Here is a 13512-nt window from a genome sequence, read left to right as displayed (position 1 = left end):
AAGATTATGCTTAGCGTTGGTTTTGAATTTGATCCTGCTATTAATCCAGGTTTTTCAAATTTCTGCGAGTACTTCAGATATTCTAAAGATTTCAGGCCGTTAGTAAAGCAAATCGGAGAAAGCTCACAACTACAACAGATTGAGGCGTGGGATATTAAGCCAGCTTCGGATCTCCAACAGGATCTCAAGCAACTCAATGAATATATTCAGGAATATTCCCTATCACCAATTGAATTAGCTCAAACAGTCGGTCATCAGCCCCAAAAGCTCATCAACTTGGCTTATCAAGTTTTAAAAAGGCAAATACCAGTCGAAATTGATGATGTGCTTGTGCTTCCGGGCAGCTCAATGATTGCGATATATTATGTATTGAGTATTGCCTTTCAAAACCATTATCAAAAGTTCCATGATGGAATCTTTGGTTCAATTCCAGCTCAGGTTAACGATACTCAAAATCAAAAAAAGCTTTTATATAAAAAGCCTTGTGTTATCGGAGTTGAAGGGTCTTTCAAGTGTGGCGGTTCATTTCCATACTTGCTTGGCGGTGAATTAGTTTATGCTCAATCGAGTGGTAACAAATTCACCGTAACCGCAGCATCGATTAAAGAAGCTTTTGATTCTGCCCAAAAAAGTGATCGAGTACCTGTAGCTTTTATTTGGGAGGAACCTACTGCCCTAGGATTTATCTTGCGAAATGAGGCTCTTGCTGAAATTGCTGAACTGATCAAGGAATACCTAGCTAAGTATCCTGACATGGTTATCTTAATCGATGCCTATAATGGTGGATTATTCAGGGAAGATAAAATTCCTTCTCTCTATGAATATCCAGAAATTCGGAAGAATGCTATCTATACAACTAGCATGAGGAAGAAAATTCCTGCTGCCAACTGGGGACTAATTACCCCCATTGCTTGTGGTAACCAAACCTTAAAACAAAAGCTATCAATATTTTTTGGTTCCAATAGCTTCTATACCATTTCTCAATTCTCGCAATTGGAAACTCTTGTGGCCTCAAATATCATGGAAAAGTTCCTTGAGCGAGGAGGTTCGGTAGAGTACCAATTTAACAACTTTGATTATGCGACCAAAAAAATTGCCCAGATTAATCAAGAATTAGGAAAAGAACTGATTAGTCCCTATGCTAACCCGGAAGCTGGCATTAACTATTTTATCCAATTTGACGCTTCTTTTCTGGAACAGCAATCTTGTCGAGATGCTCAACACCTTTGCCAGACATTAAGTTTGATAACTGGTCTTCATTGTAGTATTCCCTCTGCCATGGGAATACCTGGTTTTGGGGTACGTATTAATCTGATGCGTGGTCAACAAGCATTGACTTTAGAAGGATTTAACAATAGTCAAGAGTACATTGATGAAGCACTGAACCGACTCAAGTATTTCTTGCTAGCTCTAGAAAAAGGTATGTTCTCATTTAATGATTTTGAGGAAATCATTGCATCTGAAGGTAAAGAGTTAGAAAAATTTGCCGAGCGAATTATTGCAGCACAAAATAAGTTCTTTGCCTTTATGGATCCCAAAAGCAATATTCCAGCAAAACCGCCAGCACATCTGGTAACAAGCTAATGGTGAAGCTTCACGCAAATCTTTTCTGACCGCCCACGTCCACCCACGACAAAGTTCTTTAGTGTAGAACAAGTGGTTCAAATTGTCGCGATCGCCTGTGATACCAAATCCAGGTATAATAAAAGCAGACTTGCCCCATCGCAAAATCCCTGATGTAGCAACGACTGTAACTTTAAAAAACACCCTTTCACCAAGGAAAATTTGGTATGAATCTCCCGAAAAATCAGAAATACCACTAAGTCATTGGACACCAAGAGAGTTAGCAGCAGAAGCGCTAAAAAGAGTAATTGTGGAAAAGATTTACCCAGCCCCATATAAATTAGCCATCTGTAAAATTTAATATGCTCCAAAATCAAGTAGCGATCGTAATAAGTTTTTTAGCATTTCTGTTATTGTTTACAGGAGTAGGAATTTACTCAGCAACTCGAAAGCAAAACAATACGGCTGATTATCTACTTGCTAGCAGAAATGTTAATCCCTGGCTGACAGCCCTATCGGCTTTCGCCACAAATTACAGTGGGTTTATGTTTATTGGGCTGATTGGTTGGACCTATCAAGTAGGCATTTCCACATTCTGGCCGATGCTAATAACATTACTGGGGCAGTATATTGCCTGGTTGTTCGTTCATAAGCAGTTGCGAGTGGTTTCAGAGGAAACGGGCTCAGAGACGATCGGATCATTCCTAGGTCAGGGTGGAGAGCGCCCGATCGTGGTGCTCTCGGCACTGATTACCATTGTTTTTGTTGGTGCCTATGCTGCTGCTCAACTGTTAGCAGGAGGCAAAGCGCTTTTTGCAATCTTCGGCTGGGATTACGCTTTCGGAATCGTCGTGGGGGCAGTCATTGTTACAGTTTATTGCTTTGCGGGTGGAATCAGGGCCTCTATCTGGACAGATGCAGTGCAGTCAATCTTAATGATGTTTGCTATGCTGCTGTTGGTGGCCCTCGGGGTGCAAGCTTCTGGAGGACTTGATGGTCTTTGGACTCAACTTAGAGAGGTTGACCCAAAACTGCTCGACCCCACTCCAAATGCCAAGTTTGGATTTTTACCGTTTGTAATCAGTTGGTTGTTTCAAGGGTTGGGTGTGGTGGGTCAACCTCACATCATGATTCGGGCGATGGTCATCAACTCTCCCGAAAAGATTGGTTTGACTCGCAACATCTACACGCTCTTAGCTTTTGTGTTTACCCTTACGGCCATTGGGGTCGCATTGACCGCCAGGATTCTGATACCTGATTTGGCTGATATAGATCCAGAGTTGGCACTACCCCAACTGGCAATAAAAATGTTGCCCGCTGTTTGGGTGGGAGTCATTCTCGCTGGGATATTCTCCGCTGTAATTTCTACAGCGGACTCTCAAATTCTTTCTTGTTCGGCAGCGTTAACCCAAGATCTGTTTCCCCAAATAGCCCACTCCTACAAGCTGGTTAAGCTAGGAACAGTGTTGGTGACAGCAATAACAATGGTCCTTGCTCTGGCTAATAACCAGAGTGTGTTTGCATCAGTACTTGCTGGCTGGTCTGCCCTGGGCAGTGGACTCGGTCCTCTTTTGGTCGTGCGTGCTTGGCGACAACCTGTGAGTGTTCCTGTAGCCGTGGCGATGATGGCGACTGGTGTTGCGGTGTCACTGATTTGGCGGTTTGGATTAAATCTATCGAGTGACATTTTGGAAATATTTCCCGGTATGGTTGCTAGTACTCTGGTATATTTAGTTGCCTCTAAGGTAAAATTGTAAGTGGCGAATGGACATGAAGAAAAAAGCTGAATCTTCAGCAGGACTATCCTGGCTTGGAATCTAAATGGTAGATTTATCCTGTAAGTACAACCAACATTCTATACTATCTTACTGGATCTTTACTTCCGCCCGGATCACTAGATTTTTTTGAAGAAATCTCTAAACTCGAATTTTAGCACTTTCATAATCTTATCTAGATTTGTTTCTTCCACATATAAAACAGCAAATGTAAGGTAGTTTTGATAATCTAATTTGTGTAATTTAAACACCTTGGAAAATTCGGATTGTATTTTATCATAGTCAGGTTTATAGTTGTTGATATCAAGACCTTTTCCATTATAGGCCAGCACCCTACCAAAGTATTTATCATGTTTTCCTTGCCATAATTGACTGGGATTGAGACTTTTTCCTTCAAAGAATGATTTGAAAGGATTAACGTCAAAAAAATAATAGGTAAGATCGGCATATCCCGTTCCGCCAAACCTAACCGGATTAAACTCAATTGGTATCAATTGTTCATCTTGTAATTTAAACTCAGCATGGATAGGAATGTTGCTGATATCGACTATAGAATGGAAGTTTGATAGTATATGCTTAACTTTATCGTATAGTTTAAAGAACATTTCGTAATTCGTATGATATAAAGCATTCAAATAATGAAATTTATCGTGGGTAGGGTGTGCAGTGATGTTGAGAATTACTATCTCACCATTGCTGGTTATATAACTATCACTAGCATACTCGTCTCCCTGGATAAATTCTTCAACTATTACTTCCTCTGATGAGACAACTGAATTGGTAAAATATTTAGCTCTGTCAGAAATTTCTGCCTGTAATTTATTTCTAAGTTGTTCTAAATCAGTTGATTTATCGGCGAAGTTAACCCCAGTTGCCATAAATCCACGTACAGGCTTAATTACAACTTTTTTGTTTTCAGGAATCTTGAGCTTAGGAATATCGTTGCTAACCAATTTTTCAAAATAAAAATCAGGGAAAATCCCTTTTAGCACTTCACGAAATTCATATTTATCTTTCATCATTTTGATTTTATTTACCCATTTTTCATCCTTATGATGTTTGTAAACCTCATCTAGATTTTCTTCCAAAGAAACGCAAATTTTATCTCTCGAATCAAAACATATATCAGAATTAATCAACTCTTGTTGATCAATTATTTTATAATGGGGATCGTTGCTTAGTTCAGCGAATAAACTGGAGCTAAAACTATTACCCGTTATTAGATAATTTGTCATGCTGTAAATTGAAAGGGCTAACTATAACATAGAGTCGAGCACAGGGTTGCTAACTCCTTCAATAAGACTTGATTCTGTTCTGGAGTCCCCACAGTAATCCGCAACTTATCATCTAATCTCGGTTCCTTATAATAGCGGACTAAGATCCCCCGCTCCTTGAGGGCTAGATATAGCTGCTCCGCATCACCTCCTGGAGGTGTTGCCAAAACAAAATTGGTCTGAGAATCTGGCACTACAAACCCCAGCTTGCATAAATCAGTTATAAGTTGCGCCCGACTAGCCTTTACTTTCTCAGCACAATCATTTTTGTAAGCTTGATCGCGAATTGCTGCTGCCCCAACCAGCATGGCAACTATATCCACGTTATGGCTATCTTTGACCTTAAATAGTCCCGATAGTAACCGTGGATGGGCAAGCCCAAAGCCAATCCGTAATCCTGCCAATCCATATCCCTTAGATAGGGTTCGCAGCAGAATCACATTCTCAAACTCCTCCAGTAGTGGCAAAGCTGAACCGGTAGCAAAGTCCACATAGGCCTCATCAACCACCAAAATACCAGACAATTGTTGAGCTAGCGATCGCAAATCCTCCAAAGGTACAATATGGGCTGAAGGACTATTAGGGGAGGCGATAAATGTTAGTGCTCCTTGGGCCTGAATAATTGCCTTTATCGGCAACTGAAAATCATCAGGATAGGGTATTTCTATTACCTGGGCTGGTTGCATAGCTGCTAGAGTGCGGTAGAGGAGATAGGTAGGTGTGGGGTAGACTACTTTACGATCACTCCCCTCAGCACAAGCTCGAATCAACAGATTCAGCAACTCATCACTGCCGTTACCTAAAATTATCCAATCCGCAGGTACTCCAAAAACCTCACTTACTGACTGACAAAACTCCTTAGCAAAGAAATCTGGATACCGCCGTAGCAAGTCACCATCGAAATTTCTGAGAACGTCCAAAGCTTGTGGAGACGGAGGATAGGGGTTTTCGTTGGTGTTGAGTTTAACGATGGACGTGCCTGGTTTAGGTTGCTCTCCCGGCCTATAGCCAGTCATCCTATCCACAGATGGACGAAAGTAACTCATGGATCTTTTGATTAGGAAATGCTATAGAATTAATTTTCTTTTGAAGTAATTTCTTCCAGTGTCCGTTTTGCCGACTTCCAGAAATACATAAAGTCTATGCCAACACCAAGAAATGTAAAGCCATTTTTCTTCGCTGATATTGCTCCTTGTGCATCATCAACATAAATGCCAATAGGAATACCTTTCTTAAAGCAAGCTTCTTTGACGGTAGCAATTGCCTCTTGAACTTCAGGATCATTAATCAGTCCAGTTTTGCCCATGCTACCAGAAAGATCGAATGGACCTATTAAAATTGCATCAAATCCGGGCACATTAATTATTGACTCTATATTCCGAACAGCTTCAATATGTTCGATTTGCAAAACAATGATCATATTTTCATTGGCATGTTCGTAATAGTCTTGCAGGTTTATGCCATAATTTTGTGCCCTACTAATAGTAACACTACGGTTACCTTCAGGAGAATACTTACAGGCATTAACTACCTGCTTAGCTTCCTCAGCGCTGTTAACTTGTGGAACAATAATTCCATCACAGCCCCTATCAAGTATTCTGGTAATCCAAACCCTATCATTGCAGGGCACCCTAACTAGACAAGTGCAACGATTGCCCACTCCCTGCATAATTTCTTGGATTTTTTCTAGACTCAGAGGACCATGTTCCATGTCAATCCAAAGCCAGTCAAATCCAACTAAGGACATTATCTCTGCGGTAGTGCTCGAAGGGATTGTGACTACAGATCCTAAAAGAACCTGATTATTGCGGATTTTCTGTTTGAAGTTACTTGACATCAACTATTCCCTTCTTTTAGAGATTAAGTTAAACCTAGACTAATATACCATTCCTATTCCAGTTTTTCGTCTGAGGGGGTGACATGAGCCCCCTCAGGTATTATCAACGAAGTCTAAGGGCTAGGTTGCTTATATAGTCTGGGTTTTAGCTTATTTTGTCGCCCCCCCAGCTCTACTCTACAGGCGAGGTTATCGCTCCGCTAGGTGTTTTTGTTACTTAAGTCAACAAAACTTTATAAAGTTAAGAAAATCTTATACTGACAGGTGACACCAATCTGTTAAAGTTACAAGAAAAATATGACTTTTAATAAATCATTGGATGTGCAGGCAAAAACCTATAAATATTTTCTGAGCCAATTCTTTCAGCACAGAATAAGTTCCTGGCATTTATGAATGTCAAAGACAGTAAATTAGTATCTGTACAGTAGTAGATACTGGACTAAAAAATACTTAAGCTATTGCAGTTTTAAAATAGATAAAAAGCAAATCAAATGACAAAAAATTCAAAAATGATTCAGACAGCAACAGAATTAGAAAAATCTATGCGCCGCGTAGAAATAAGAAAGCTATGGAAAGGAGTAAAATCCGAAATTTCTCTCCCCGAAATGCTCTCACTCAGTCTAAGTTTTATGGCTCATGGGATGGAAAGTCATGATTATCGCTTCTTAAATACAGCACTGAAATTAAACGACCGCTTGCGAGAAGAATACTCAGGAACAAATCAAATTAGGGAGATTGAAGAGTTAGAGAGTCATTGCCTGGAGACTCTGAGAAAGAGATTAGGAATTGTGTGATGAAATTTTGTTTATTATCAACCCCACCCTTGATAACTATTCATATTATTTACCAAGCACAAACCCAGAATATTAAATTTGCTGATGTTGTCATTGTGGGCAATGACAGTCAACAATACGATCTTTTGAGGGAGAATGCTCATAACGATCGCTTCAACCTACATTTTATTGACGATCCGAATAGCAAGGAAGGTCTGGCTTTGATAAAAGCAATTGCACCGGATGTTTTAGCAGTCAATGTTTTCAATATTTTACGTAAACCAATACTAGCAATACCTAAAATTGCTACAGTCAACATTCATACAGGCATCTTACCCCAGTATCGTGGTTTAGACAGTAGGCGCTGGGCAATTCTGGAAGGAGGGTCAGTCGGTGTTAGTGCCCACCTAGTTGATGAGGGTTTAGACACGGGGGAAATTCTGGTCAGAAGGAAATTGGAGTTACAACCAGGAGACACCATAAAAACAGTTACAGACCGCAATTACTACACCAATAAATGGCAAGTATTTATCGAAGCTTTACTAAAAGTACAACGGGGTGAGGTAAGGGGTATTAAACAGGAAGTTAATGAAGGCAAACAATACTTTATCATGCATCCTAAATTAGCCAAAATTGTTGACTTAATGTTGGAGTCGATCAACTAAAAAACTTTAGTGTCTACAAAGTAAACTATCGAGTGTGATTAAAATAAATTAAAACTTAAGTACTTGATAAAGTAACTTTAAATTCAAAAGGAAACAGCAATGTCAAATCAAGAAACGATCAATAAAGCTAATGCCGAGAATTTAAAATGGGGAACTGCCTGTGATTGATGGCATTTATTAAAAAGTGATGAGTTGAGCATCGTAGAAGAGATTATGCCCCCAGGAAGTGAAGGAGTAGTACATCACCACGAAGTCTCGAGACATTTTTTCTATATCCTTGAGGGTGAAGCATCCCTTGTAATTGAGGTAACAACTCATGTTATAAACAGGGGTGATAGCATATTATTCCTCCCAGTAAAAGTACATCAAATTAAAAATGAATCTGGAAATTAATTTAATTTTTTAGTGGTTTATTAACCATATTTTTTTACTGATAACCCTTCTTAATTTGTGATTGTAATGAATCTTGAAAACTTAAAAATCACAGAAAAAACCTTCCTGGTAACAGGTGCGGGAACAGGAATCGGCTACTCGATTGCTGAACATCTTATTGCGTCAGAAGCACGAGTTGTGCTGCACTATAATTCCCACATTGATCCAGCCCAGAAGCTAGCATCCGAAGCAAAAACTGATTGTGTTGTAATTCAAAAAGATTTATCCCAACCCCAAGCAGGACAAGAATTACTGGAGGAAGTGCTCAATCTGGGATATTCCCTTGATGGTGTTGTCAATAATGCCGCCATCATGACCGAACTCAGCTTGGATGATAATCCCTCAGTCTGGGAAGAGAAATGGATCGAAACTCTTCAGGTTAACTTGATTGCTGTTAGTTCCATCACTCGACGGGCTATAGAACACTTTCAGTCCAAGGGAGGAGGAATTATTGTTAACATCTCTAGTCGTGCAGCTCACCGAGGCGACACCCCAGAGTATATACACTATGCAGCCTCCAAAGCAGCACTGAGTAATTTAACCAAAAGTATTGCTCGATACTTCGCTGCGGATGGCATACTAGCCTATTCTATTTGTCCCGGCTTTGTTGATACCGAGATGACTGCGGAATTTACCCAAAACTATCCTCTGTCTCAGATTGTATCTGGTATTCCCCTACAGCGCATCGCCCAGCCAGAAGAAATTGCTGCCATGGTGGTTTTCCTCTTATCCGGACAAGTCCCCTCGGCAACTGGAACCAACATTGATATTAATGGAGCCTCATACGTGCGCTAGAGTGCATCGGAAAAGGATATGGATAGAATACCTCAGTTATTTGAAGCCCAGGTAGAACGAACACCTGATACTATTGCGGTTGTGTGTGACAACCAGCAGTTAACCTACCGAGAACTTAATGGCAAAGCGAACCAGTTAGCTAGCTATTTGCGCTCCTTGGGTGTAGAACCGGAAACCCTAGTGGGGATTTGTGTGGAGCGTTCTCTTGATACAGTGGTCGGACTTTTGGGGATTCTTAAAGCAGGGGGGGCTTATGTGCCCTTAGATCCATCCTATCCGAGCGAGCGTTTGGAGTTCATGCTCCATGATACCCAGGTGTCAGTGCTGTTGACGCAACAGAAATTGGTGGCGGAAATTCCAGAATATCAAGGACATCTAGTTTGCTTGGATACAGATTGGCAGAAAATAGCTGTAGAAAGCAATACTAACCCAGTCGGTAGGGTTGGAGCAGAAAACTTAGCTTACATTACCTATACTTCTGGGTCAACCGGAAAGCCAAAAGGGGCAATGATGCCCCATAGAGCAGTTTGTCAAAGCTGGCGCTGGCTTCAAGAGACTTTTCCTTTTGTTAAGAGCGATCGCATTTTACACAAAGCCTCTCTCAGCTTTGATGTTTCCAGTCGCTGGGAGTTATTTTGGCCTCTAATGGCTGGAGCTTCCGTTGTTTTAGCAAAACCAGACGGTGAAAAAGATAGTGCTTACATAGTTCGGCTAATCGCTCAAGAGCAAATTACCGTTGCTTATTTTGTTTCGTCTATGCTCTCGATTTTCCTGGAAGATCCGGACTTGAAGACTTGCAGGAATCTCAGACGAATCTTTGTAGGTGGGGAGGCATTTCCCTTTGCTCTCAAACAACGCTTTTGGGAGCGCCTTCCCAATTGCGAAGCAATTGAAATCTACGGCTCTACTGAAACCATTGTTGTTAGCTCCTGGAACTGTCAACCAGAACCAGAACCGCGTAACTTTTCTATAACTCGCCCGATTGCTAACCTGCCAATTTATATTTTAGACCAGCAAATGCAACCCGTTCCCAGAGGAGAAACTGGGGAACTTTACGTAGGCGGAGACTATCTGGTCAGGGGGTATCTCAACCGCCCAGAATTAACAGCCGAAAAATTCATCACTAACCCGTTTGAAAATTCAAAAGTCATAGACGCGAAAGCGGCTTCTCGAAGAGTAAGTCAAAAGTCAAAATTATACAAAACCGGAGACTTAGCTCGCTATCTTTTCGATGGTAATATTGAGTTACTCGGTCGTGGGGATCATCAGGTAAAAATTCGCGGTTTCCGCATTGAACTAGGGGAAATTGAAGGAGTACTTATTCAACACCCTGTAGTGAGACAAGCCGCAGTAATTGCTAGGGAAGATATTCCGGGTGACAAGCGCTTAGTCGCTTATATTGTCAGCACTCTGGGTGACGAATCTCGGACAGCAATTGTGCCAGAATTGCGAAGACTTATCCAAGCCAAGCTACCAGAATACATGCTTCCTGCCGCATTTATCGTTTTGGAAGAATTGCCCCTAAACCCTAATGGTAAGTTAGACAGGCGATCGCTCCCAGCCCCTAATCCCGAACGACCTATTTTAGAGCAAGAATTTGTCCCACCCCGTACCTCACTAGAAACAAAATTAGCCCAACTCTGGAGTCAGGTTTTACACATCCATCCAATTGGCCTGAGGGACAACTTCTTTGAATTAGGAGGAAATTCTCTGCTAGCAATTCGGCTCCTTTTCCAAGTAAGACACGCTTTTGGAGTTGATTTCCCCCTACGCACTTTGTTAGAAGCACCCACAGTAGCTAACATGGCTGAAGTAATCGATAAATTCAGCAACTCAGAAGAAGTTGCAGGGATTGAAAGCATGACTGTGGAAGAGTTGCTTTCAGAAGCTGTTCTAGATCCAACCATCAAACCGAACTTTACTTCTGTTGGGTCTTATGCCGAACCCAATGCTATTTTCTTGACTGGAGCAACGGGATTTCTCGGTGCTTTTTTACTCGATGAACTCCTCAGACAAACCCAAGCCAGGATTTATTGCCTGGTTCGTGGCTGTAAGACTACTGCTGAAGGCAAGCAGAAAATTACTAAGAACCTAGATCGCTATTTACTGGAATATGAAAGTTTCAACTCCCGGATTATTCCAGTGATAGGGGATTTGTCCCAGTCACTTTTGGGACTACACGACCAACAGTTCGAGGAGCTAGGGCGGGAAATCGATATTATCTATCACGCTGCTACCTTCTTAAATTTAGCCTATCCCTACACAGCTATGCGAGCAGCCAATGTGGGAGGAACTCAGGAAATCTTGAGATTAGCCAGTCAAATCAAACTCAAGTCGGTTCATTTTATCTCTTCACCCGCTATTTTTAAGTCAACAGGGTATTTCAACAAGCCATCCATTCGAGAAGAAGACCCTCTGGAAGATTGTGAAGTGGTCTATGGAGGCTATGCTCAAAGTAAATGGGTAGCAGAAAAATTGTTGAAAACCGCACATTCTTTTGGTATTCCGGTTAGTATCTACCGACCAGGGACGATTAGCGGGCACAGTAAAACTGGCGCATCTAATGCCGAGCAAACCTTAGGTCGCCTGCTCAAGAGCTTTGTCGAACAAGGCATTGCTCCCGATCTCAATATTGAATTCGATTTGACACCAGTAGACTATGTCAGTCAAGCCATTGTTGATCTATCTAGGCAGAAAGAATCCCTAGGAAAAAGCTTCCACTTAGTCAATCCTCAGTGTTTGCAGATAGGGGAGCTAGTCGATCTCATCCGTTCTATCGGCTACCCTATCGAGCAAATAGACTATCCCCAGTGGGAATCAAAAATGCGGGATGTGATCTTGAATTACCCAGAAAATGTTTTAAGTCCCATCTTGCCGTTTTTAACCAAAAAAATTCCTGGAACCCAGCTAACCTATTTAGAGGCATCCTCCTTCACGTCAAAGTTGGATTGCGAGAATACTGTTAAGGGACTTGCTAAGTCTGGTATTACTTGCGCCCCCCCAGACAGCCAGTTGCTTCGGGTTTACCTTCGGCACATCGAAGAGTTTCCATTTAGCATGTAGGACGGATAGAATCGATTGACCTGAGGTAAGCATTCAGCCGTCAGCCGTCAGCCGTCAGCTCTACAGCGAAATGCTCCTCACTCTGCGGCGGTGGAGGTCTTAACTAGACTACAACTCGACCTGCTACTGGCTTTAACACCACCTGGGAAAAAGAAACCCGAGAAACTGACTATTGACTGGTATTCTAGCTTACGGAATCGGAGAGCGTAGTACAATGACCTTTGAACTGGTGTGGGCGTACGAAGAGTTTGTGGGAGTGTTTCTTCTATGTTACAGATGGTTTCAAGGTGTATCCCAACTACATCCATCGATGGTGACCAGATATCGTCAACCCGTTGTATATGACCCGAGTCTAGGGTAATTTCACTCGATTAAGGCACTATCTGGCTCGGCTACATCCCAAGACTTTGTGTGACTCGAAGTCAATAGAAATGCTGAAGCATTCGATCGGACTGTTAGTGGATTACCTGAAGTTAGCCGGAGGTGCCGGTGCCACCGAGGCACATACCTGTCTATCCCTGATTTATCCGGTAATTCAGTAACGCTTTGGAGTTTAGTCATTTCTATGTTGAATTGGAGAAGCAAACATGGTCAATCTGCATAAGAAGTACGAAGTTCAGAATGTTCAACAAAATCGTTCACAACACGACCCTTTTACCTTGAAAAGGTACGAACAGTTCTTCAGTTTTTTTCAGAAAGGAGCTGTAAAGATTCTTGACGTAGGTTGCAATACGGGTAGAGGTGGATTACGTTTTAAGGAGTTGAACCCGAACCTGACATTATTTGGTCTTGATTGTGTACAAGAAAGATTAGATGTTTTGCCTGAGTGCTATTCACAAAAAGTTTATGGTCTTTCAACAGACATACCTATGGAAGATCGATTTTTTGATGTGATTACTGCTGGTGAGTTTCTTGAACACCTGTATCCTGCCGATGTAGATCAAACATTATGTGAATTCCAAAGAGTGTTGAAGATTGGCGGAAGGCTGTTGCTTACCACTCCCAATCCTAATTACATAAAAAATAAAATCATTGGAATGTCAGTATACGGTGTCAGCCATTTAACTCAGCATTTTCCAGAAGTTCTGCGATTGAGATTGCAAATGCATGGATTCTCAGGAGTTAAATTATATGGATCAGGTAGGGTATCCCAGTATTTAGGTTGGCATTTTCCGTTGATGTCAATCTATGGTAGCTATCTCGTTGTAGCAAATAAGTACTGAGCAGGCTAAGATTACCGTTTGTCTGCTTAAGGAGAAAATATCCCACCTGGAAAATTAAAAGGAAATGTCGCAATTCTTCCAGGGGGTAGGCTTTCCTGGAATGCCCTCCTCT

12 protein-coding genes and 2 pseudogenes are annotated in these 13512 nt (G+C 41.5%); 11 read left to right on the top strand and 3 right to left on the bottom strand.

The features are described from left to right. The first annotated feature begins 6 nt into the window (after window positions 1-6). The 4 genes and pseudogenes from F6K63_RS22855 (at window position 7) to F6K63_RS22845 (ending at window position 3320) form a co-directional block, all read left to right on the top strand. Entirely contained in the window at window positions 7-1584 is a 1578-nt protein-coding gene (locus F6K63_RS22855) for a PLP-dependent aminotransferase family protein (protein ID WP_287313185.1), read from the top strand. Window positions 1585-1602: 18 nt separating this feature from the next. Then, window positions 1603-1683 (top strand): annotated as a pseudogene (locus F6K63_RS37955) (helix-turn-helix domain-containing protein); the annotation flags it as partial. Continuing rightward, complete coding sequence (locus tag F6K63_RS22850) at window positions 1682-1924, top strand: hypothetical protein (RefSeq protein ID WP_202970742.1); 243 nt, start codon at window positions 1682-1684, stop codon at window positions 1922-1924. The pseudogene F6K63_RS37955 and the gene F6K63_RS22850, both read left to right, overlap by 2 nt. 1 nt (window position 1925) lies before the next feature. Beyond that, window positions 1926-3320, top strand: a complete 1395-nt coding sequence (locus tag F6K63_RS22845; protein ID WP_071107439.1) for a sodium/proline symporter — start codon at window positions 1926-1928, stop codon at window positions 3318-3320. 137 nt (window positions 3321-3457) lie between these two features. Here the strand turns inward: F6K63_RS22845 and F6K63_RS22840 are convergent, their stop codons facing one another. Genes F6K63_RS22840 through F6K63_RS22830 form a run of 3 tightly spaced genes read right to left on the bottom strand, consistent with a single transcriptional unit; the run spans window position 3458 to window position 6449 of the window. Beyond that, window positions 3458-4573, bottom strand: coding sequence for an ATP-grasp domain-containing protein (locus F6K63_RS22840; protein ID WP_071107440.1), 1116 nt, complete (start codon window positions 4571-4573; stop codon window positions 3458-3460). Window positions 4574-4590: 17 nt separating this feature from the next. Next, window positions 4591-5658 carry a histidinol-phosphate transaminase gene (gene hisC, locus F6K63_RS22835; protein ID WP_071107441.1) on the bottom strand — a complete coding sequence of 356 codons (1068 nt, stop codon included), beginning with the start codon at window positions 5656-5658 and terminating at the stop codon, window positions 4591-4593. Window positions 5659-5687: 29 nt separating this feature from the next. Further along, entirely contained in the window at window positions 5688-6449 is a 762-nt protein-coding gene (locus F6K63_RS22830; RefSeq protein WP_071107442.1) for an HpcH/HpaI aldolase family protein, read from the bottom strand. Window positions 6450-6940: 491 nt separating this feature from the next. Between F6K63_RS22830 and F6K63_RS22825 the strand changes: the two genes are divergently transcribed. From F6K63_RS22825 to F6K63_RS22800, 7 genes and pseudogenes are all read left to right on the top strand, one after another. Then, window positions 6941-7243, top strand: a complete 303-nt coding sequence (locus F6K63_RS22825; protein WP_071107443.1) for a hypothetical protein — start codon at window positions 6941-6943, stop codon at window positions 7241-7243. Beyond that, entirely contained in the window at window positions 7243-7887 is a 645-nt protein-coding gene (locus F6K63_RS22820; protein ID WP_071107444.1) for a formyl transferase, read from the top strand. The genes F6K63_RS22825 and F6K63_RS22820 overlap by 1 nt, the downstream gene beginning before the upstream one ends. Window positions 7888-8100: 213 nt before the next feature. Next, on the top strand, window positions 8101-8280 hold the full coding sequence (locus tag F6K63_RS37385) for a cupin domain-containing protein (RefSeq protein ID WP_353813073.1): 180 nt from the start codon (window positions 8101-8103) through the stop codon (window positions 8278-8280). Window positions 8281-8346: 66 nt separating this feature from the next. Next, window positions 8347-9114: an SDR family NAD(P)-dependent oxidoreductase gene (locus F6K63_RS22815; RefSeq protein ID WP_287313184.1), complete on the top strand. Its 768-nt coding sequence runs from the start codon at window positions 8347-8349 to the stop codon at window positions 9112-9114. Between the two features lie 18 nt (window positions 9115-9132). Continuing rightward, window positions 9133-12177 (top strand): non-ribosomal peptide synthetase family protein, encoded by a 3045-nt coding sequence (locus F6K63_RS22810; protein WP_287313183.1) that lies wholly within the window; start codon window positions 9133-9135, stop codon window positions 12175-12177. A gap of 178 nt (window positions 12178-12355) precedes the next feature. Further along, window positions 12356-12699 (top strand): annotated as a pseudogene (locus tag F6K63_RS22805) (IS1 family transposase); the annotation flags it as partial. A 65-nt stretch (window positions 12700-12764) separates the two neighbouring features. Further along, window positions 12765-13400 carry a class I SAM-dependent methyltransferase gene (locus F6K63_RS22800; RefSeq protein WP_287313182.1) on the top strand — a complete coding sequence of 212 codons (636 nt, stop codon included), beginning with the start codon at window positions 12765-12767 and terminating at the stop codon, window positions 13398-13400. Window positions 13401-13512: the final 112 nt, after the last annotated feature.

This window comes from Moorena sp. SIO1G6 (assembly GCF_010672795.1).
GTDB classification, from domain to species: Bacteria; Cyanobacteriota; Cyanobacteriia; order Cyanobacteriales; family Coleofasciculaceae; genus Moorena; species Moorena producens.
The sequence above is the reverse complement of the archived record's forward strand: the minus strand, read 5'-3'. Positions and strand labels throughout refer to the sequence as shown.

Bases quoted from the DNA above. Each gene is read 5' to 3' on its own strand.
- F6K63_RS22845 (WP_071107439.1), top strand. From the start codon at position 1,926: ATGCTCCAAAATCAAGTAGCGATCGTAATAAGTTTTTTAGCATTTCTG.
- hisC (WP_071107441.1), bottom strand. From the start codon at position 5,658: ATGAGTTACTTTCGTCCATCTGTGGATAGGATGACTGGCTATAGGCCG.
- F6K63_RS22800 (WP_287313182.1), top strand. From the start codon at position 12,765: ATGGTCAATCTGCATAAGAAGTACGAAGTTCAGAATGTTCAACAAAAT.
- F6K63_RS37385 (WP_353813073.1), top strand. From the start codon at position 8,101: ATGCCCCCAGGAAGTGAAGGAGTAGTACATCACCACGAAGTCTCGAGA.
- F6K63_RS22825 (WP_071107443.1), top strand. From the start codon at position 6,941: ATGACAAAAAATTCAAAAATGATTCAGACAGCAACAGAATTAGAAAAA.
- F6K63_RS22840 (WP_071107440.1), bottom strand. From the start codon at position 4,573: ATGACAAATTATCTAATAACGGGTAATAGTTTTAGCTCCAGTTTATTC.
- F6K63_RS22855 (WP_287313185.1), top strand. From the start codon at position 7: ATGCTTAGCGTTGGTTTTGAATTTGATCCTGCTATTAATCCAGGTTTT.
- F6K63_RS22815 (WP_287313184.1), top strand. From the start codon at position 8,347: ATGAATCTTGAAAACTTAAAAATCACAGAAAAAACCTTCCTGGTAACA.
- F6K63_RS22810 (WP_287313183.1), top strand. From the start codon at position 9,133: ATGGATAGAATACCTCAGTTATTTGAAGCCCAGGTAGAACGAACACCT.
- F6K63_RS22830 (WP_071107442.1), bottom strand. From the start codon at position 6,449: ATGTCAAGTAACTTCAAACAGAAAATCCGCAATAATCAGGTTCTTTTA.
- F6K63_RS22820 (WP_071107444.1), top strand. From the start codon at position 7,243: ATGAAATTTTGTTTATTATCAACCCCACCCTTGATAACTATTCATATT.